Annotated in this window: 16 protein-coding genes; 4 read left to right on the top strand and 12 right to left on the bottom strand. The window is 60.3% G+C overall.

The window, feature by feature from the left end:
- Positions 1-7: 7 nt before the first annotated feature.
- On the bottom strand, positions 8-1,252 hold the full coding sequence (locus ACQUTG_RS04005; RefSeq protein ID WP_428918140.1) for a hypothetical protein: 1,245 nt from the start codon (positions 1,250-1,252) through the stop codon (positions 8-10).
- A gap of 67 nt (positions 1,253-1,319) precedes the next feature.
- On the opposite strand from ACQUTG_RS04005, the gene ACQUTG_RS04000 reads away from it, so the two are divergent.
- The gene (locus ACQUTG_RS04000) at positions 1,320-3,266 is read left to right on the top strand and encodes a CASTOR/POLLUX-related putative ion channel (RefSeq protein WP_428918139.1); all 1,947 of its coding nucleotides are present in this window, start codon (positions 1,320-1,322) and stop codon (positions 3,264-3,266) included.
- A gap of 20 nt (positions 3,267-3,286) precedes the next feature.
- On the opposite strand, the gene ACQUTG_RS03995 is transcribed toward ACQUTG_RS04000, so the two are convergent.
- From ACQUTG_RS03995 to ACQUTG_RS03985, 3 genes are read right to left on the bottom strand one after another with little or no spacing between them, the layout of a single operon-like run.
- Positions 3,287-3,676 (bottom strand): CBS domain-containing protein, encoded by a 390-nt coding sequence (locus ACQUTG_RS03995; protein ID WP_343812219.1) that lies wholly within the window; start codon positions 3,674-3,676, stop codon positions 3,287-3,289.
- A gap of 13 nt (positions 3,677-3,689) precedes the next feature.
- Entirely contained in the window at positions 3,690-4,040 is a 351-nt protein-coding gene (locus ACQUTG_RS03990; protein ID WP_428918138.1) for a P-II family nitrogen regulator, read from the bottom strand.
- Positions 4,037-5,524, bottom strand: a complete 1,488-nt coding sequence (locus ACQUTG_RS03985; protein WP_428918137.1) for a DUF1538 domain-containing protein — start codon at positions 5,522-5,524, stop codon at positions 4,037-4,039. Before ACQUTG_RS03985 ends, ACQUTG_RS03990 begins: the two co-directional genes overlap by 4 nt.
- Positions 5,525-5,825: 301 nt before the next feature.
- On the opposite strand from ACQUTG_RS03985, the gene ACQUTG_RS03980 reads away from it, so the two are divergent.
- The 3 genes from ACQUTG_RS03980 (at position 5,826) to senA (ending at position 10,879) form a co-directional block, all read left to right on the top strand.
- Positions 5,826-7,418, top strand: a complete 1,593-nt coding sequence (locus ACQUTG_RS03980; RefSeq protein ID WP_428918136.1) for an isocitrate lyase — start codon at positions 5,826-5,828, stop codon at positions 7,416-7,418.
- A gap of 200 nt (positions 7,419-7,618) precedes the next feature.
- The gene (locus ACQUTG_RS03975; RefSeq protein ID WP_428918135.1) at positions 7,619-9,415 is read left to right on the top strand and encodes an SLC13 family permease; all 1,797 of its coding nucleotides are present in this window, start codon (positions 7,619-7,621) and stop codon (positions 9,413-9,415) included.
- 117 nt (positions 9,416-9,532) lie between these two features.
- On the top strand, positions 9,533-10,879 hold the full coding sequence (gene senA / locus ACQUTG_RS03970) for a selenoneine synthase SenA (protein WP_428918134.1): 1,347 nt from the start codon (positions 9,533-9,535) through the stop codon (positions 10,877-10,879).
- Here the strand turns inward: senA and ACQUTG_RS03965 are convergent.
- The 8 genes from ACQUTG_RS03965 to accC all read right to left on the bottom strand — a co-directional run bounded on the left by ACQUTG_RS03965 (position 10,849) and on the right by accC (position 20,692).
- Positions 10,849-12,420 carry a cation:proton antiporter gene (locus tag ACQUTG_RS03965; protein WP_428918133.1) on the bottom strand — a complete coding sequence of 524 codons (1,572 nt, stop codon included), beginning with the start codon at positions 12,418-12,420 and terminating at the stop codon, positions 10,849-10,851. The two genes, senA and ACQUTG_RS03965, sit on opposite strands and share 31 nt — an antisense overlap.
- Before the next feature lie 30 nt (positions 12,421-12,450).
- Positions 12,451-13,737 carry a phosphoribosylamine--glycine ligase gene (gene purD / locus ACQUTG_RS03960; RefSeq protein ID WP_428918132.1) on the bottom strand — a complete coding sequence of 429 codons (1,287 nt, stop codon included), beginning with the start codon at positions 13,735-13,737 and terminating at the stop codon, positions 12,451-12,453.
- A gap of 152 nt (positions 13,738-13,889) precedes the next feature.
- Entirely contained in the window at positions 13,890-15,470 is a 1,581-nt protein-coding gene (purH, locus tag ACQUTG_RS03955; protein WP_428918131.1) for a bifunctional phosphoribosylaminoimidazolecarboxamide formyltransferase/IMP cyclohydrolase, read from the bottom strand.
- A gap of 120 nt (positions 15,471-15,590) precedes the next feature.
- On the bottom strand, positions 15,591-15,908 hold the full coding sequence (fis, locus tag ACQUTG_RS03950; protein ID WP_092003638.1) for a DNA-binding transcriptional regulator Fis: 318 nt from the start codon (positions 15,906-15,908) through the stop codon (positions 15,591-15,593).
- Positions 15,905-16,900 (bottom strand): tRNA dihydrouridine synthase DusB, encoded by a 996-nt coding sequence (dusB, locus tag ACQUTG_RS03945; RefSeq protein WP_428918460.1) that lies wholly within the window; start codon positions 16,898-16,900, stop codon positions 15,905-15,907. Before dusB ends, fis begins: the two co-directional genes overlap by 4 nt.
- Before the next feature lie 227 nt (positions 16,901-17,127).
- A complete protein-coding gene (locus ACQUTG_RS03940; RefSeq protein ID WP_428918130.1) occupies positions 17,128-18,384 on the bottom strand; it encodes a DUF3426 domain-containing protein in 1,257 nt (418 codons plus the stop codon).
- Between the two features lie 62 nt (positions 18,385-18,446).
- The gene (gene prmA / locus ACQUTG_RS03935) at positions 18,447-19,343 is read right to left on the bottom strand and encodes a 50S ribosomal protein L11 methyltransferase (RefSeq protein WP_428918129.1); all 897 of its coding nucleotides are present in this window, start codon (positions 19,341-19,343) and stop codon (positions 18,447-18,449) included.
- Between the two features lie 2 nt (positions 19,344-19,345).
- A complete protein-coding gene (gene accC / locus ACQUTG_RS03930; RefSeq protein ID WP_428918128.1) occupies positions 19,346-20,692 on the bottom strand; it encodes an acetyl-CoA carboxylase biotin carboxylase subunit in 1,347 nt (448 codons plus the stop codon).
- Between the last annotated feature and the right edge of the window lie 14 nt (positions 20,693-20,706).

The following is a 20,706-nucleotide window of genomic DNA, read 5'->3' as shown; positions in this document are numbered from 1 at the left end:
GTCGCGGTTACAGCGGCCAGTGCAGTTGCAGGTTGCCGCCACCGAATTGCGATTTGTGAAGGTAGAACGTCGGGTTCAGGGTCAGTGCGGCCCCGTCTTGGCGGGAGAGAACCATCACGAAGGGCAGTGCCAGCTTCCCGATAAATCCGTCAAAGTCCTTGTCGGTTTCCTCTTCAAAGGTCTGCCGGATGTTGGCGTGCCCCAGGTACACCGCCGGTCGCAGGCTCACGCCGGGCGTGAGAGGAAGGGAAAATTCCCCGAACACCGTCGATTCACGCCGGCGAATCCGGCCTTCATCGTTCAGGGCCCGGCCGAAAAAGCCTTGCTCTTCGAGAACCCGGTAGGCGAGCCCGAACCCCGGCTTCAGCCGGTGGACAGTCCAGGTTGAACTGGCCAGGACCTGAAAATGGTTCCGGTCGAAACCGGTGGTCTGGCCTTCGCCCTCGGCAAACAACCGGTAATCCCGGCGTGTGCGTTCCCCGTCCAGCTCCAGTGAGATCTGCCAGTCGGCAACCTGTTGCCGGTGGCGGAAGGCAGCCCTGACACTTTCGCTGTCCACCTGCAGGCTTTCCTGCCGGCTGATAAAGGAGGAGTCGGGCGTCAGGGTCATGGATGCCGTCGTGCCCAGTCCCGGTTCGCCACCACCGCGGTGCCACTGCAGGAACCAGGAGTGGGGGAAAGTCTCGAACTCGTCCGGGGAGTCGGTCTTGCTGTTGAAGTAGGCATCCGGGAGGATCCAGCTGGTATGAATCCAGTGGTTGTCCGCGAGCCGGTGGCGGGCGCTGAAATAGACATCGGACACGGATTTGTCCGAATACACGTCGCCCTGCAGCCAGAGTTCGGTAGCGTCGGTTACGGCTTGCCGGAATCCCACGAGCTGACGCTGATAGGCACCATCCAGATCCTCGCTGCGCTGGATGTCCAGCAGGAAGCCGTTGCGGTCATTCCGGAACCCGAAATCCTGTCGGAAACGGAAGTCATAGTAGAGGCGCCGGCTGCTCACACTGCCGCCGGTACCGCGGATGCCGTTACCGACCGCAGTGGGTAGGGGCTGGCTGTGCCTGAACGTGAGTTCATTCAGAAACCGTTCCTTGTCGTAGGCTTCGTCCCGGCCCTCTACCACAGCCTCGGCCCGCCACGGCTGGGCAATCTGACCGCTATCCGCCCGGCCGATTACCGGCAGCATCACCAGAATCGACAGAAGGGATACCCAGCCTGTTGGTTTCAAAGCAGGAATAGCCGAGGCTTCCATGGCTCACCTCCATGAGCGCTTTGCTCTATCCTAAGGGAGCATGACTGAATCAGGCAAAGGGAATCCCATGCTGCCATTTCGTGTTGTTGATCGCGTCAAGTTCATTGTAGAGCGCCAGCTGGTGAAGGGCGCGGGTTTTCAGTTGCTGGTGGTAGGGATCTTCATCGGGTTGATCTCGCTCATTGGCGGAATGCTGGTGGTGCCCCAGGGTGGCGAATTCGAGGATGCCGGGTCGGCGATCTGGTGGGCCTTTCTGAGACTGACCGATCCGGGCTACCTGGGTGACGATGTCGGCACCTGGCAACGGATCGTTTCCACCCTGTTGACGGTGTCCGGCTATGTGGTGTTCATGGGTACCCTGGTGGCCATCCTGACCCGCTGGCTGATCGCCAAGATGCAGGACCTGGAGCGTGGGCTGACGCCCGTGACTCTGAAAAACCACATCGTCGTTCTGGGCTGGACGCCTCAGACACCGCCGCTGGTTGCAGAGCTGTTCGGCTCTTCAGGCCGGATGCAGCGCTTTTTGGAAAAGCATGATGCCCAGAAACTTCGCCTCGTGGTCCTGTCGGAGGAGGCCAGCGCCGGGCAGGTCCATGAGCTGATCAATGAGCCTGGCGTCGGTCGGCGAGCCCGCGAGGTCATCTTTCGCAGCGGGACCGCCATCCAGCCGGAAGCCCTTCACCGGGTCGCCTGCCTGGATGCGGCCGCGGTGATTGTGCCCAGTCAGGTGCAGGATGCCGGTAGCCTGCTGACCTCGGATGTGGGCACCGTCAAGGCCTTGCTCTCGATTGCTGCTGAAGCGCGCCACCTTCGGGGCTCACTGCCTTTCGTGGTCGCAGAGATCCAGGATATGCGTAAGCTGCAGGTGATCGAAAGGGCCTATCCTGGAGCCGTGGAGGTGGTTGCTGGTGATGCCACCATCAGTCGTTTGATGGTGCAGAATGTTCTGCATCCCAACCTGTCAGAAGTCTATAACGAGCTGCTCACCGCCGGAGAGGGCAATGAAATTTATGTGCGCGGTGGCGAGACCGCCGAAGGGCTTACACTGGGTGAACTGGCTTCTCAGCGGCCGCATGCCATCGTGCTGGGTCTTTTGCATCCCGGCGCAGAACATCGCTGGCAGGTCGATTTGATGGCGCCTTCGGATACGGTGATTCGGCCCGAAGATCGCATCGTGCTGCTGGCCAGGGATTATGCCCACACCGGCCCGGATCTGAAAGCCGAGGCTCTGGTCAGAATTGAAAGGGCTGCTGCAGTACCGTCTGTCAGAACCGGATCCGGCCTGCACCGAGTGCTGGTGCTGGGCTGGAACCGGCGGGCGACCAGTCTGGCCTCGGAGTTCGCCAGCTACCGGGATCGAAGGTTCGAGCTGGACCTGGTTTCGGCCATTCCCCTGGAAGAGCGTCAACGGGAAATCGCCCGTTATGGTATTGATCTGGCAAGTGTGAACGGGCGCTTGCTGGAAGCGGACTACATGGTTGACGAAGACCTCAGGAAACTGGATCCCGCCTCTTATCATACGGTGATGTTGCTGAGCAGTGATCGGATCGGTTCGGGGGAGGAGGCGGATGCACGGGCCATGGTGGGCTACCTTCAGCTGGAGGAGATCCTGGCCGAGTCTTCGAGTCGGCCGCAGGTAATCATGGAACTCAGTGATCCGGACAATCGACACCTGCTCTATGGCCACAAAAGTGAAATGCTGATCAGCCCGATGATCCTCAGTCATGTGCTTGCCCAGGTTGCGTTGCGCCGGGAGCTGAGGGTAGTGCTGGACGAGTTGTTCACTGTCGGCGGTGCGGAAATCCAGTTCCGGGATCCTGCGGATTACCCGTTACCCGCCAGCACCGACTTCCGCTTGCTGGAGAAAATCGTCGCTGACAGGGGGGAAATAGCCTTGGGCCTGTTCCGGGCGGCGCCGGATGAGCGCGGGCGTCATCTCACGATGAACCCTCCCCGCAAGCAGTATCTGGACCTACAGGCGGGGGACCGGCTGATGGTCATGAGCAAGACCTGAGGGCAGGGAAGCGGCTGTGGTTATTCGATGGTCTCCAGAAGTGCCTGCATGATGTCATCCATGACCACAAAACCTTTGAGCTCGTTGTCGGATAGCACCAGAAGGCGCTTGACCCCGTGCTCGGTCATCAGGCTGGCGGCATGCCTCAGCGCCAGGCTCTCCCCCACACTGATGACCGGCTTGGCGCAGACATCGTAGACGTTCAGCAGGTCAATGTCCCCGTCTTCCGCCACCACCGCCTTCAGGACGTTGGTGTAGGTTATCAGTCCCCAGGCATCGTGCTCACTCTGGCGCTCTACCACCAGGGATTTCACGTCATGGCGTTTCATCAGTGACAGCGCTTCCCGCAGGGTGGCGAAGGGGGAAATCCTGATGATGTCGCTTATCATCACGTCCTTGACCAGTTTCATCGTGTCTCTCCGATCAGAGTGAGTCCTTCAGGTGTTGTTCGAATTTCTCCACCTGGGCCATGTCAATGCCGCCCAGATGCTCCAGCGGTACCGTGAAAATCAGGCCCTGGGAGTCCTGGGGGTCGGGCATGACGACTTTTTGCAAGGCTTTCAGAACCTCCAGTGACAGCGCCCTCTCCAGTACCATGAGCAGTACACTCTGGCTGCCGTCGTAGGTCAGGCCAAAGAAGGTTTTTCTGGTCGTGTTGCTGATACCGCGACCGGAGAGCACGGTCATGCCACCGGCACCCAGCTCCCGTGCCGCATCAATGCATTCCTGTTCCAGATCCTCCGGAACGATTGCTACCAATGCCGAGAATTTCATTGGGTTACCTTCCTGCGATCAGAAATGAATTGGGAAACGATGGCATAGGCCATCACTGTAACAATAGGGAAGATCGAGGCGAATGCGATCAGGCCAAAGCCGTCAATCAGGACATTTCGACCATCGATGCTCGCGGCAAGCCCGATACCCAGCGCTGTCACCAGGGGAACGGTGACCTCGGAGGTGGTGACGCCGCCGAGATCGTAGGCGAGGGCGACGATATATCGGGGCGCCAGTGCCGTGAGGCATATCACCAGAATATAGCCCGCCATGATGTAATAGTGGATGGAATCCCCGGTAATGATGCGATGCACGCCTATGGTAATGCCGACAGCAACGCCGAAGGCGACCAGTATCCGTATGACGTTGCCATCGAGTGTGCCGGCCGCGGCCTCTTCCGCCTGTTTTCCGATAGCGATCAGTGCCGGCTCTGCCATGGTAGTGGCAAAGCCGATCATTAATGCAAACAGATAAATATAGGCATGGTCCCCACGCGCCGTCAGTTGCTCGGCCATGCTCGTACCAATCGGGAAAAGACCCATTTTCAGGCCCACAACAAAGGCATACAGGCCGAGAATGACCAGGGTGAAGCCGAATACTACCTTGCGGGGATTGCCCAGTTTCCGGCGCAGTACCAGGTACTGGAAAATCAGGACGGTCAGAATGATGGGTAGCACGTCCCGGACCATTTCCACGAGATCCCGCAGAATTCCGGTTATGCCGGTTGATGCTGGTGTGTCTGTCTCATTGGTGAGTATGAGTTCTCCGGTGTCCGGGTTGCCCGAATAAACCAGCATGCCGTAGATCTGAACGGTAATCATGGGCACCATGACTGCCAGGGCTACCAGACCGAAGCCGTCGATCAGGGGGTTCCTCCCACGTATGGAGGCGGCAAGACCGATGCCCAGGGCTGCCACCAGCGGCACGGTAACAACGTTGGTGGTCACTCCGCCGGAATCATAGGCCAGGCCGACAATTTCTTCCGGCGCAAACCAGGTGACAATGACCACAATGATATATCCGGCGATCATGAACCAGTGAAGTGGATAACCGAAGATCGTGCGGAATATCCCCAGTGCTACCACCAGGCCGACAGAAACCGCTACGAGTCCTCTCAGTGTCAGGCTGTCAATCCGCCCGCCGCTGATACGTTGAGCCTGATCGGCGACTGCGATCAGGGCGGGTTCGGCAATGACTGCGGAGAAACCCATGGCAAATCCGAACGCCAGCAGGACCGCCACCGACCCTTTCCGGGCAAACTGGTTCGACAGGCTCTTGCCGACGGGAAAGATGCTCAGTTCAAGCCCCTGAAGGAACAGTGCCACGCCGACGGCGACGATGAGCAGGCCCAGCGCCATACTCCCGAGGTTGTCCGGGATCTGCTGCAGGATGATCAGTTGAAAGAAGGTAACGACGACAACGATGGGCAACAGGTTCTTGAGGGCATGCAATAACGAATGGGTAAACGCACGAAGATAGAACACTGAGAATTCCTTTTGCCCCGCGCTGCTCGTGGGTACTGATCGTTCAGATCAATACTAGCACTCATCGACTGCGTGTTAATGACGGAACTCAACAAACCGGTGGGTTCCGGAGCCGGTCGTGCCATTCATCGAAAAAATGCCGAAAATACATAATATAAATTTCAATTATAAATTCGAACGTACTAGAGTACTTCTCATCGCCAGCGAGCTGATCATAAAGTGAGCAGGAAGCTGGCTTCGGCTGATGCTGAAAAGCGTCTCCGCACATGATCAGAAAACCAACGTAGAAAGGATGAGACCCATGCCCTACGCACAAGACGTTGACCAGATCGCTTCCCTGTTGAAGCAGCACCCGACCTGGAATGCCATCAACCCGAAGCACGCCGCTCGCATGCGCGCCCAGAACAAGTTCAAGACTGGTCTGGACATCGCCAAGTACACCGCCAAGATCATGCGCGAGGACATGGCGAACTACGACAAGGACACCTCCCAGTACACCCAGTCCCTGGGCTGCTGGCACGGCTTTATCGGTCAGCAGAAAATGCTGTCCATCAAGAAGCATTTCGGTACCACCAAGCGTCGTTACCTGTACCTGTCCGGCTGGATGGTTGCTGCCCTGCGTTCCGAGTTCGGTCCGCTGCCTGACCAGTCCATGCACGAGAAGACTGCCGTTTCTGGCCTGATCGAAGAACTGTACACCTTCCTGCGTCAGGCCGATGCCTGGGAACTGAACCACCTGTTCCGTGCCCTGGAAGAAGCCGAGAATGCCGGTGACACCGCCAAGGCCAAGGAAATCGAGCAGCAGATCGACAATCACGAAACCCACGTTGTGCCGATCATTGCCGACATCGACGCCGGTTTCGGTAACGCCGAAGCGACTTACCTGCTGGCCAAGAAGATGATCGAAGCCGGTGCCTGCTGCATCCAGATCGAAAACCAGGTTTCCGACGAGAAGCAGTGTGGTCACCAGGACGGCAAGGTTACCGTTCCGCATGCCGACTTCCTGTCCAAGATCAACGCCGTTCGTCTGGCGTTCCTGGAGCTGGGTGTTGACGACGGTGTGATCGTTGCCCGTACCGACTCCCTGGGCGCAGGCCTGACCCAGAAGCTGGCTGTGACCGACGAGCCGGGTGACCTGGGTGACCAATACAACAGCTTCCTGGACGGCGACTACATCGAGGACGCCTCCGAGATCAACAACGGCGATGTTGTGATCAAGTCCAACGGCAAGCTGATGAAGCCGAAGCGTCTGGCCTCCGGCCTGTTCCAGTTCCGTCCGGGCACTGGCGAAGACCGTGTGGTTCTGGACTGTATCACCAGCCTGCAGAACGGCGCTGACCTGCTGTGGATCGAAACCGAGAAGCCCCACGTTGGCCAGATCGCCGGTATGGTTAACCGCATCCGTGAAGTGGTGCCCGATGCCAAGCTGGTCTACAACAACAGCCCGTCCTTCAACTGGACCCTGAACTTCCGTCAGCAGGTATTCGATGCCTGGAAGGAAGAAGGCAAGGACGTATCTGCCTACGATCGCGACAAGCTGATGAGCGAAGAGTACGACAGCACCGAGCTGGCCCAGCTGGCCGACGAGTGGTGTCAGAACTTCCAGCGTGACGCCTCCCGTGAAGCAGGTATTTTCCACCACCTGATCACCCTGCCGACGTATCATACCGCGGCCCTGTCCACCGACAACCTGGCCAAGGGCTACTTCGGTGACGAAGGCATGCTGGCCTACGTTGCCGGCGTACAGCGCAAGGAAATCCGTCAGGGTATCGCCACCGTTAAGCACCAGGACATGGCTGGTTCCAACATCGGTGACGACCACAAGGAGTTCTTCGCTGGTGACGCGGCCCTGAAGGCCGGTGGTAAAGACAACACCATGAACCAGTTCGGTTAATCGATCGGTTCGGGTTGTCATGGTGAGGGCCTCAGGCTCTCACCGGCCACAAAAACCCCGGGTAGCGAAAGCTGTCCGGGGTTTTTGTTTGTCTGTCCCACCGGCAAGGCCCCTTTGTGCGAGGGGAGGTGGTCCTGTCAAACCCCCTATTGTCGGGCTATGGTTGCTGAAAGGACTTTGCATCTGGATGCTGCTTATTCATGTTGTCTGAACAATGGCTGGTTTTTCTGATCCTCGGGATCACACTGGGCCTGTTCATCTGGAACCGGTTACGATTCGACATGGTCGCCATGCTGGCCCTGCTGGCGGTGGCCATAGCCGGTCTGGTGCCCGCCGATGAGCTGTTTGCCGGTTTCGGCCATCCGGCGGTGATTACCGTCGCGGCGGTGCTGGTGATCAGTCAGGGCCTGGTAAATGGCGGAGTGGTGGATGCGGTTGCCCGGTTACTGGCCCGGGTGGGGCGTAATGCTATCCTGCAGGTGGTGACGCTGACCCTCGTGGTCGCCCTGTGCTCGGGATTCATCAACAACGTCGGCGCTCTGGCGCTGTTGATGCCGGTGGCGGTCTGGATGTCCCGGCAGGCCGGGCGTTCTCCTTCCCTGCTATTGATGCCGCTGGCATTCGGCTCCCTGCTGGGCGGCACCATGACGCTGATCGGTACCCCGCCGAACATCATTATTGCCAGTTACCGGGAAGCCGGCTCCTTTGGCCTGTTCGACTTTGCGCCGGTGGGTCTGGCTATTACTGTTGCGGGTATCCTGTTCATCAGTCTCATTGGCTGGCGGCTTACGCCCAGGCGCGACGACCCTGCCGAGGGCGAGAAACTGTTCAGTGTGGGGGACTATGTGACCGAGCTGCAGGTTCCGGAAGAGTCTGACTATGTCGGCAACACCTTGCACAATCTGCTGACTTCCGGAGATTCCGAGAAAAGCCTCGTGGTCCTGGCGCTGATCCGGGGCGACAAGACGTCACCGGCGCCCTCAACCTTTACCGTGCTCCGGGAGCAGGATGTGTTGTTGGTGGAGGCGGATACCGACAGTCTGCAGGAATTTGTTGATCATACGGGTCTGATACTGCCTCACACGGTCACCGGGGAAGAGGAAGGCGAGGGCCAGCGGGATGCCGAGAAGCAGTTGGCCACGGGCGATGTGCAGCTGGTCGAGGCGGTGATCAGCCCTTCGTCCCGGTTGATCGGACGCACCGCAAACCGACTGAACCTGCGTGAACGTTTTGGGCTGAACATTGTGGCGGTGGCGCGCCAGGGGCATCGGTTGAAGCAGCGCCTGGCGGATATCCGGCTGCGCTCTGGCGATATCCTTCTGGTCCAGGGTTTTGAGGACACCCTGACCGGTGCCCTGCAGACTCTGGGCTGCCTGCCGCTGGCGCAGCGTGGCCTGACCTTCGGGCGGGAAAAGAATCTGGTGCTGGCCGGCGCTCTGTTCGGAGCTGCTATCCTGGCCATCATATCGGGATGGCTGACACCGCCCGTGGCGCTGGTGGCCTGTGCCGTTGCCATGGTACTTGCTCGCCTGCTCGATCCCTCGGAAGCCTACCGCGCCATCGACTGGTCGGTCATTGTCCTGCTGGCGGCGATGATTCCGGTGGGGCGCGCCCTCGAAACCACCGGAGGGGCGGAGGTCATCGCCACGCATATACTGGCGATAGCCCAGGGGCAGGCACCCTGGATGGTGCTGACCATCATCCTGGTAGGCACCATGTTGCTGTCCAATGTGGTCAACAATGCCGCGGCGGCAATCCTGGTGGCTCCCATTGCGCTGGGCATATCGGCCCAGCTGGGACTGGCCTCCGATGCCACACTGATGGCGGTGGCAATCGGAGCCTCCTGTGCGTTTCTGACCCCCATCGGCCACCAGTCCAATGCCCTGGTGATGGAGCCGGGAGGTTATCGCTTCGGAGACTACTGGCGCCTTGGGCTGCCTCTTTCAGTGATCGTCACAGCTGTTGCGGTTCCAGTTATCCTCCTGGTCTGGTCCTAGGTCATCTGACGCGGGTCGAGCTGTCGTATCCATCGGGGGTATAAACGGTGGCTTTTGTCACCGCTGGTTTCATGTCTGTTATCCTTTTCCAAAGCATTTGCCCAGGGATTCGAACCCATGCAATCCGACGATGTAAAAACCAACCTCCTGGCAGAACTGGAGCAGGCCCGTGCCCGCACTGAGCGCCTGATCTGCACTTTGCCGGAAGATAAACTCGATGTGCCGTACCACCCTGGCGTCAATCCGCCGCTGTGGGAGATGGGCCACTCCGCGTTTTTCTACGAGGTCTTCGTATTCAATCTGCTGGATGGTACCCCCAGCTATGATCCTTCCATGGACGACCTCTGGGACTCCTTTCATGTCGAACATCGTGATCGCTGGCGGTCCGACCTGTTTCCGGGCCGTGACAGAACCCTCGCCTACTTCCGCACCATCTATGACCGGATTGCGGAACGCATCCACAGTAAGCCGCTGACGGAGGAGGATCTGTACCTTTACCGCTATGCGGTTTTCCACCAGAACATGCACATTGAATCGCTGATCTGGTGCCGGCAAACGGTGGCGTACCCTGCGCCGCCGGATTACGTCGGCGATCGCCCGGCACCCTCAGAGCCGGTCCCGGGAGACGCGGAGGTGCCCGCCGGTCGCTGGCTCATTGGCATGCCGGGTGTGTCCGAGGCATACGCCCGCGAGGACTTTGCCTTTGATAACGAGAAGCCGTGCTTTGAAGTGGAGCTGGACGCTTTCCGGATCAGCCGGACACTGGTCAGCAATCGGGAATTCCTGGCCTTTGTGGACGATGGCGGCTACCAGCGTCCCGAGCTCTGGTCCTTCGGCGGGCGCAAGTGGCTGGAAACCGAGCAGGATGTAAGCCTGGTTCACGGTCTGGACGAACCGCTGATGCGTGCCCCCAGGCATCCGCTCTACTGGCGCTGGCATGAAAACCACTGGCAAGAGCGGCTGTTCGACCAGTGGCAGCCGTTGAATCCGGATGCCCCGGTGACCCATGTGACCTACTGGGAGGCCGAAGCCTGGTGCAACTGGGCGGGACGTCGCCTGCCGACCGAATACGAATGGGAAGTGGCGGCGCTGGCCAACCGGCCGGGGGAGGTCTTCCGCCGCTTCCCCTGGGGCAATGATGCGCCGACGCTGCAGTATGCTGACATGGATGGCCGCAACCAGGCCCGGAACCCGGTCTGGGACTATCCGGCAGGCGAGAGCCCCTTCGGTTGTCGACAAATGATCGGTTCGGTCTGGGAGTGGACCAGCAACCAGTTCCTGCCCTACGACGGTTTCAAGGTGGACATGTATCCGTTCATGTCGACTCTGCAGTTCGGCGACCACAAGGTGACCAAGGGTGGCAGCTGCGCTACCTCATCGAATCTGATTCGCGGCACCTACCGGCAGGCATACCTGCCACTGCGCAATGACGTCTATACCGGATTCCGGAGCTGTGCTCTCTGATTGCCGGACTCATCCATGAGGTGGCTCGCCAGGGCCACCCCGGTCTCGCTCATGGTCAGATAGGCTTCATTGGCTCCCGCCTCCCGGATTTTCCTGGCTTCGTCGGCAAACATGGTGTGCGCCACGATGTAGCCGGTAAATCCGAGTTTGCGCAGCATGCGAGCGGCGATGAGCTTGCCCTCGATATCGCTCATGGCGAGTACGACCGATTTCAGTGCGGGCATGTGCAGGCCTTCCCAGAACGTGGTGTCCTCGGCATCGGCAAACACCACATTACGCCCCTCTTTCTGGTGCTTTTCGGTTTTCGCCGGATCCGAGTCCAGCCCCATGATCCGTGATTCGTGGGGCTGTAACCAGTCGTAGGCGGCGGTTCCGGTGCGCCCCATGCCCATTACCAGCACCCGGGTGTCCCCCAGGGAAATTGGCTGCTCGTCCGGGTGTCTTTTACGGCTCTCGAACCGCACGATGCGATGGCTGATCTTCTCGTAGATGCTGTGCGCAAACCGGTTAGCGGGAGCCGAGACAAGGAAGGACAGGGAGACCGTGATGGCCAGCGGGACCAGCCACTCGGGCAGGGCGACACTGGCGACAATCAGGCCGAATTCACTGTAGTTGGTCAGTGACAGGGAGGTGAGGAAACTGCTCCTTGCCCGCAAGCGGAAGGCCAGCAGCAGAAAATAGAACAGGACCCCTTTCAGGGGCAGAACAAGACCCGCCACCAAAGCGAAGATCAGGGCCTGCTGGTCGGGCAGGCCACCGATCCCGATCTGCAGGAAAAACCCGACCAGAAAGACTTCCTTGACGCTCCAGAGGGACTTTGCCAGCTCCTGGGAGCGTGGGTGATTCGCCAGCATGGCGCCGAAAATCAGCGCGCCCAGCTCGGAGCTCATGCCCACGGCCTCGAAGCCCAGCCCCCCGAGAACCAGCGCCAGCAACAGGCCGAGCAGGACCAGCAGTTCATCATGCCCACTGGCATCCAGTAGCCGGAAAAGCAGGGGCCGGAGCAGCGGCAGGCCGAAAATCATCAGAGCCCACTGCGACGGGGTTTTGCCGGCGGCAAGGCTCATGACCACCAGGGCAATCAGGTCCTGCATGATCAGGATGCCGATGGCGACCCGGCCATGAAAGGCCCTGAGCTCCCGTTTACTCTCAAGAACCTTGGCCGCGAGCACGGTACTGGAAAACGACAGCGCAATGGCCAGCATGACGGCCGTCGGCCATTCCAGTTCCAGCAGCCAGTAGAGGGGCGGCGCAAATACCACACAGGTAATGGCGAAATGCAGAAGACTGCCCCCGATCACCTCCGGAGAGACAATCGAGCGCAGTTTCAGCTTGAGACCGACCGTGAACAACAGCAAAAGCACACCCAGGTGTGCAATGTGCCCCAGGACATCGGTGGCCTCGATGGTCAGGCCGGTGGCGGAGGATAGCCCGGCCAGAACAAAACCGGCAGTCAGATAACCTACCAGTGGCGGTAACCCGACGGTTTTGACCATCAGGCCCAACACAAAGGCAAAGGAAATCCAGACTGCTTCTGGCATCTTGTGAGCTCTCTTCGGACCGCCGGGAGATCAGGCCTGCTCGCGGGCAATCGCCCGATAAGCGATGTCCTTGCGGTAGAACACGCCATTCCACTGGATCTTGCCGGCCACCTCGTAGGCCCGCTTCTGGGCCTCGGTGACCGTGTTGCCAAGGGCGGTGGCGCACAGGACGCGGCCACCGCTGGTGACGACCTGGCCGTCAGCAAGTCGGGTGCCGGCGTGGAACACTTTCTCGCCGTCGACTTCCGTCTCCGGCAGGCCCGAAATGACATCACCCTTGTTGTAGCTGCCCGGGTAACCCCCGGCCGCCAGCACGATGCCCACAGAGGCGCGGTCGTCCCATTCGGATTTGCACTGGTCCAGCTTGCCGTCGACGGCTGCCTGGCAAAGCTCCACCAGGTCGGATTTCATGCGCAGCATGATCGGCTGGGTTTCCGGATCACCAAAACGGCAGTTGAATTCGATCACCTTGGGTGCACCGTCGTTATCGATCATCAGGCCGGCGTACAGGAAGCCTTTGTAGGGATGGCCCTCGGCGGCCATGCCTTTCACGGTGGGATAGATCACCTCATCCATGATGCGCTGGTGCACGTCGGCGGTCACCACCGGTGCCGGGGAATAGGCGCCCATGCCACCGGTGTTGGGGCCGGTATCACCATCGCCCACCCGCTTGTGGTCCTGGGAGGTGGCCATGGGCAGCACGTGCTCGCCGTCCACCATCACAATGAAGGAGGCTTCCTCGCCATCCAGGAATTCCTCGACGACGACCCGGCTGCCGGCATCGCCGAAGGCATTTCCGGCCAGCATATCGCGGATGGCGTCCTCGGCTTCCTCGAGCGTCATGGCGACAATCACGCCCTTGCCGGCGGCCAGGCCGTCAGCTTTGACTACAATCGGCGCGCCCTGTCCACGCACGTAGGCGAGGGCTTCGTCGACATCGGTAAAGTTGGCGTAAGCGGCGGTTGGAATCTTCTGACGTGCCAGGAAGTCCTTGGTAAAGGCCTTGGAGCCTTCCAGCTGGGCGGCACCGGCACTGGGTCCGAAGATGCGCAGGCCGCGCTCTTCGAACTTGTCCACCACGCCGGCTACCAGGGGGGCTTCCGGGCCGACGATGGTCAGGTTGACGTTGTTGTTGGTGGCGAAGTTGGCCAGGCCCTCGAGATCCATAACGTCGATATCGATATTTTCCAGGCCCGGTTCCCGGGCCGTGCCGGCGTTACCCGGCGCCACGAAGACCTTGTCCGCATCCGGAGACTGGGCAGCCTTCCAGGCCAGGGCATGCTCGCGTCCGCCACTGCCGATTACCAGAATGTTCATGAGCTTGTACCTTGTTAAAGTCGGGGTCAGAAGAAGGCTTTCTTCAGACCCCAATTTCGATCCATCCCCCGGGGTCTGAACAGCCGTTCTGACCCCATCTTCAAACCCGAGGTCAGAAGAAAGCGATCTTCAGACCCCAACTTCAAAAAACCTCAGTGCCGGAAATGCCGCATACCGGTAAACACCATGGCAATGCCATGCTCGTTGGCGGCGTCAATCACTTCCTGGTCACGCATGGAGCCGCCGGGCTGGATCACCGCGGTGATGCCGGCAGCCGCCGCAGCGTCGATGCCGTCCCGGAATGGGAAAAACGCGTCCGATGACATTACCGAGCCCTTCACCTCAAGGCCTTCATCCGCTGCCTTGATACCGGCGATTTTGGCACTGTAGACCCGGCTCATCTGGCCGGCACCGATACCAATGGTGCGGCCGGCCTTGGCATAGACAATGGCGTTGGACTTGACGTACTTGGCCACTTCCCATGCGAACAGCAGGTCATTCAGTTCGGCTTCGCTGGGCTGGCGCTCGGTGACCACTTTCACGTCTTCCATGGCGACCATACCCAGGTCGCGGTCCTGCACCAGCAGGCCGCCGGTCACACGCTTGTAGTCCAGGGCCTTGGCACGCTCGCCATCGAACTCGCCGCAGGCCAGCAGGCGCACGTTCTTCTTCGCGGCAACAATCTCCACCGCTTCCGGTGCCACCGTCGGCGCGATGATCACCTCCACGAACTGGCGATCGATGATGGCTTTGGCGGTTTCGGCGTCCAGCTCACGGTTGAAGGCAATGATGCCGCCAAATGCCGAAGTGGGGTCGGTGGCAAAGGCCAGATCATAGGCCTGGCGGATGTCCGCGCCGATGGCAACACCACAGGGGTTGGCGTGCTTGACGATCACGCAGGCCGGATCGGCGAAGGGTTTGACGCATTCCAGGGCAGCGTCGGTATCGGCCACGTTGTTGAAGGAAAGTTCCTTGCCCTGCAGTTGCTCGGCGGTTGCCACGCAGGCTTCCTTCGGATTGCGCTCGGCGTAGAAGGCGGCGCGCTGGTGCGGGTTCTCGCCGTAGCGCATGTCCTGGACCTTCACGAACTGGGCGTTGAAGGTGCGGGGGAAATCGGCGTTGTCGTTGTCCGGGGTACGGCCGCCCAGGTAGTTGGCGATCGCGCCATCGTAGCCGGCGGTGTGCTCGAAGGCCTTGACGGCCAGGTCGAAGCGGGTGCTGTAGCTCAGCTCGCCGTCGTTGTCATCCAGCTCGTTCAGGATCTGGCGGTAATCGGAGGCATTGACCACGATGGCGACATCGTTGTGGTTCTTGGCCGCGGCGCGAACCATGGTGGGGCCGCCGATGTCGATGTTCTCGATGGCGGTGGCCAGATCGCAATCCGGTTTGGCCACGGTGTCTTCGAACGGGTAGAGGTTTACGACCACCATATCGATCGGGTTGATGCCGTGCTCGGACATGACAGCATCGTCAGTGCCCCGGCGGCCCAGGATGCCGCCGTGGATTTTCGGGTGCAGGGTCTTGACCCGTCCATCCATCATTTCCGGGAAACCGGTGTAGTCGGACACTTCGGTGACCGGAACATTGTTTTCCCGGAGCAGGCGGAAGGTGCCGCCAGTGGAGAGCAGTTCAATGCCGCGGTCGGTCAGGGCACGGCCGAAATCGACAATGCCGGTTTTGTCACTCACGCTGATAAGCGCGCGACGGACGGGGGTGTTAGCCTGGTTTGCCATGGGTCACTTTCTTCGCTGGTCAGATAAGCCGGATGACGTTGCGAGGTTGCAACGACCTCGTTGTAACGAACAAGGGCCTCGCGAACGTGATCCGGGAGGCCCTTTTGGGGTCAGGTCAGATTATAGCAGACCGTACTGCTTGAGCTTCTTGCGCAGAGTGCCGCGGTTCAGCCCCAGCATGGTGGATGCCTTGGTCTGGTTATTGCGGGTGTATTTCATCACCTGCTCCAGCAGCGGGGCTTCCACTTCCGACAGTACCAACTGGTAGACGTCGGTGACGGGTGCGCCATCCAGTTGCGCAAAGTAGTTCTTCAGGGCAACTTCAACGCTGTCACGCAGGGTGACGCTGTTGCCGCTGCTGTTCACCGTCTGCAACTGATGTAGGTCATCGTTGGCCGGGGTGCTCAGGTTGTCGTTTGCCAAAGTCTCAGCGGTCATGCTGCGAATACCTCTCCATTTCGTAAGCCTGCAAAGTACTGTTCGATGCTGTCTTTCTGCTCCAACGCGTCTTCGATGGCGTTGAAGCGTTTGCGGAACTGTCTGCTCTGGTCGTGGGACTGCAGGTACCAGCCCACATGTTTTCTGGCGATACGCACGCCCATCTTTTCGCCGTAAAAGCTGTGGAGCTCGGCCAGGTGCCCGGTGAGGATCTGTTCCACCTCGTCCAGGGGCGGCTCGGGGAGGTGTTTTCCGGTCTCCAGGTAATGGAGTATCTCCCGGAAAATCCAGGGTCGGCCCTGGGCACCCCTGCCAATCAGCAGGCCATCGGCGCCGGTGTGGCTGAGCACCTGCATTGCCTTTTCCGGTGAAGTGATGTCGCCGTTGGCGAACACCGGGATCTGCACCTGCGATTTGACTTCGGCAATGGTGTCGTATTCCGCGTTCCCGTTGTATTTGTCCGCGCGGGTACGACCATGTATGGCCAGGGCCTGAATGCCGGCATCCTGCGCCATCCGGGCAATGACCGGTGCGTTGCGGTTGTCCGGATCCCACCCTGTGCGCATTTTCAGCGTCACCGGAACGTCGACCGCCTCGACGACAGCCTCCAGGATCTCGCGGACCAGAGCCTCATCCTTCATCAGTGCGGAGCCGGCGGCCTTGTTGCACACCTTCTTGGCCGGACAGCCCATGTTGATATCGATGATCTGGGCGCCGAAACCGGCGTTCTGTCGAGCGGCGTCGGCCAGCATCTGCGGATCACCGCCGGCGATCTGGACCGAGCGTGGTTCCGGCTCGCCTTCATGATTCAACCGTGTCCTGGACTTGCGCGTATGCCAGAGCTTGCTGTCCGCTATGACCATTTCCGATACCGCAAGGCCCGCGCCCATCCGTCGGCAGAGTTGCCGGAAGGGGCGGTCGGTCACACCCGCCATGGGTGCAACGATGAGCGGGTTGGGCAAAGTGTACGGCCCGATTTTTGCCGTTGGCAGCATGATCTGAGTCCGTGTCACAGCGGATTGAGCAAGGATCGGAACGGAACGGTTGATCAATTAGTGATCGACCCGATTCCGAAGGGCGCTAATGATACCGTCGGGGGCCCTTCGATTGAAGGGGCTTGACAGTGAAAAAAGCTGATTATTTTTCGTTCTTTCTGGTTGACTTTTGTTCGTTCTGGTGGCTGCCCGGTCATTCGCCAAGTAAATACTTGCTTACGCAATCAGGGGGCGTAGGGACGGAAGTTCAGGTTGTAATTGACCGCATCCCGGCCCGGATCACGGATGCTGATGGCGATGCGCACAGGCGTATCCGTTGGCATGCTGTCCAGTTCCCGGGCCTCACCCGCGAGATACTCGTCAGGGGTGAACACGCTCTGGGCAACGACGTCGCCATTGAGGTTGGAGAAGGTCAGCGCAATAGCCGGAAATGGTTGCCCGAAATCCGCCCGGTTAATGATCACGGCATCCACCAGCAGCTGCCCCCGGTTCTCGGGATCGGTACGAACGACCAGCTTGCGGCTCTGGATGGCGTCAACATTGACCAGGGGTTTGAGTTCACAGCCAGCCAGTTCACAGCCTTTTTCGTAAAATGGTCGTAGCTCGGGTATGGCCGACAGGCGATCGAACTGGAACCATGTCATCTGCGCCACGAGAACACCGAGCAGGGCAATCACAATCAGGCTCCAGAGGATGGTCCGGGCCTTGCCGTCGCGCCCCTTGTTGACCGAGTCGGGTTCACGCCGGAGATCGCTGAACGGAGCCGTCGCGCGCATGGATTCTGCTGCGGGGGCCTCTGTGCGTTCGGGACGGAAGCCGGACTCGACCGGCTCCACACCGGAGGTGTCGGTGGCGCTGAAGGCCGGCTCCGGGGTGGGGCGGTCGGCGCTCCGGCCTGGTTTCCGGGCCGGTTCAGCTTCAGGTTCTGCGGGCCTTGGTTCGAACTGTTCAGGTTCACGCTCAGGTGTTTCGGGCTCAGGTTCGCGGGCAGAGAACGTCGGGGCTGCTTCATCCCGGTAAGGTTGTGACGGGGCCGGCTGTTTGGGTACACCGGGCTGCCGGGGCTTTTCGTCCTCCTCCAGAATCGCTTCGGCCCAGCTTTCGTCCACTTCCTCCGGCTCGGAGTCCTCATCGGCATCGCGGAAGCCGGGCTTCTCGTTCTGGTTAATGGAAAGGAAGCTGTCGCTGAGTTCGTCGTCCGAGAATGACAGTTTTGAGCCGGCGTAACGGCCCTCCTCGGCATCCTCATCGGGGTTGTCGGCAAACACGAAGTCTTCTTCGGTGGTCAGGTCGGAGGGCTTGGCTTCTCCGCCTGAAGGCGCCGGAGGAGAAGAAGGCATGACCCGGTGTTCAAAGGCGTTGAACACCTCCATGCAGTTGCCGCAGCGGACTTTGCCCTTGGCGACGCCAAGCTGTTCATCGGAAACGCGGAAACGGGTATGGCACTTCGGGCACTGTGTCTGCAGGCTGCTCTGGGTCATGCTTCGTTCCTGAAAGCGGCTGTACTACGAGTGTCGGAGTTTAGTCGCTATCGTCCGGTTCGTCATCTGTCCTTGCGTCGTCCTGTGAGGCGTATCCATTCTTCGCGCTGCTCGGGTTCGTCCATGATGAACCAGGGCTCATAGGCCTCCATGACTTCCCGGGCCTGGTTCGACAGGATGCCCGAAAGCACCAGATCGCCGCCGGGCCGGGTCAGCGCTGCCAGGTGGGACGCCAGGCCGATCAGAGGTTGGGCCAGGATGTTGGCCAGCATCACGTCGCAGCGGGTGTCCGGCTCGTCTTCCGGCAGGTACAGGTCCAGTCTGGATTCCTCGACGCCGTTGCGCCGGGCATTCTCTCGGCTGGCCTCCAGGGCCTGGGGATCGGTGTCGACACCTATGACGTGATCGGCACCCAGCAGCAGTGCCGCCAGGCCCAGGATGCCGGAGCCGCAACCATAATCGATGACCTGCTTGCCTTGCACGTCCTGGCCGTCCAGCCATTCCAGGCAGAGCGCCGTGGTTGGGTGCGTGCCGGTGCCGAAGGCAAGGCCCGGGTCGAGCATCAGGTTGGCCGCTTCCGGGTCCGGCGCATCATGCCAGCTGGGCACAATCCAGAGCCGCTCGCCGAATTTCAGGGGCTGGAAATCATCCATCCAGGCCCGCTCCCAGTCCTTGTCTTCCACCAGGATGACCTCGATCTCCGGCAGGGACTGTTGGGTCTGCTGGTGCCAGGCGTCGCGGATGTCCGCGCACAGCTGGTCAATGTCACGATCGGACTGGAACAGTCCGGTCACCGTGGTCTGGCTCCACAGGGGGGTGGTGCCGGGGTCCGGCTCGTACAGGGGCTGGTCGGCGGCGTCCTCCATGGAGACGGCGTCAGAGCCCATCTCCATGAGCAGATCCTCCAGCTGATCCGCACTGTCCGGATCAGCCGGGATCTGGAGTTGTATCCAGGGCATGGTTATTCCCGCATCAGTTTTTCCAGGTAGTGGATGGTGAAGTCTACCTGTTTGAAGCCGCCATCGCGTACCAGTCTCCGATGCAGGGGTTGGTTGGTCTTGATGCCCTCGACCACCATCTCGTCCAGCGCGTTCTTCATGCGCCGGCGAGCGATCTCGCGATCATCGCCCCAGGTAATGAGCTTGGCCACGAGCGAATCGTAGTACGGCGGGACCGTATAGCCGCTGTACAGGTGGGAGTCGACACGGATGCCGTTGCCGCCGGGGGCGTGGTAATGCTTGACCTTGCCCGGGCTGGGCACAAAGGTCTTGGGGTCCTCGGCGTTGATCCGGCATTCGATGGCATGGCCCTGGATGTGGATCTCATCCTGGCTGTACTGCAGCGGCAGTCCGCTGGCAATACGCAGTTGCTCGCGCACGATGTCCACGCCGGTAACCATCTCGGACACCGGGTGTTCCACCTGGACCCGGGTGTTCATCTCGATGAAATAGAACTCGCCGTCCTGGTACAGGAACTCGAAGGTGCCGGCGCCCACATAGCCGATTTCCTTGCAGGCATCGACACAGGCTTTCAGGGTTCTTTCCCGGGATTCGGGATTGACGTTCGGTGCCGGCGCTTCCTCGATCACCTTCTGGTTCCGGCGCTGCATGGAGCAGTCGCGGTCGCCCAGGTGGATGACGTTGCCGTGCATGTCCGCCAGTACCTGAACTTCCACATGGCGCGGCATTTCCAGGAATTTCTCCAGGTACACGGTGGGGTCACCGAAGGCGTTGCGGGCCTCGCTCTGGGTAATCTGGATCGCCTTGAGCAGGGCCGCTTCGGAGTGAACCACCTGCATGCCGCGGCCACCGCCGCCGGAGGCGGCCTTGATCATCACCGGGTAGCCGATCTTCCGGGCAATCTGCAGGGTGCGCTCGTCGTCATCGGTGAGCGGGCCGTCGGACCCGGGCACGGTCGGTACGCCAGCCTTTTTCATGGCTTCGATGGCGGAGACCTTGTTGCCCATCAGGCGGATGGTTTCCGCCTTCGGACCGATGAACCGGAAGCCGCTCTTTTCCACCTGCTCGGCGAAGTCGGCGTTTTCCGCCAGGAAGCCGTAACCGGGATGGATGCCCACCGAGTCGGTCACTTCCGCCGCGCTGATGATGGCGGGGATATTCAGGTAGCTGTCGGTTGCGCTGTTCGGGCCGATGCACACGGATTCGTCGGCAAGACGCACGTGCATCAGTTCCCGGTCCACCTGCGAGTGTACGGCAACGGTGTTGATGCCCAGCTCCTTGCAGGCACGCAGGATGCGCAGCGCGATTTCACCGCGGTTTGCGATCAGAACTTTTTCTAACATGGCCATGAGTAACAATCACC

Source organism: Marinobacter sp. DUT-1 (genome assembly GCF_050379415.1).
In the GTDB taxonomy this organism is placed as follows: Bacteria; Pseudomonadota; Gammaproteobacteria; order Pseudomonadales; family Oleiphilaceae; genus Marinobacter.
The sequence above is the reverse complement of the archived record's forward strand: the minus strand, read 5'-3'. Positions and strand labels throughout refer to the sequence as shown.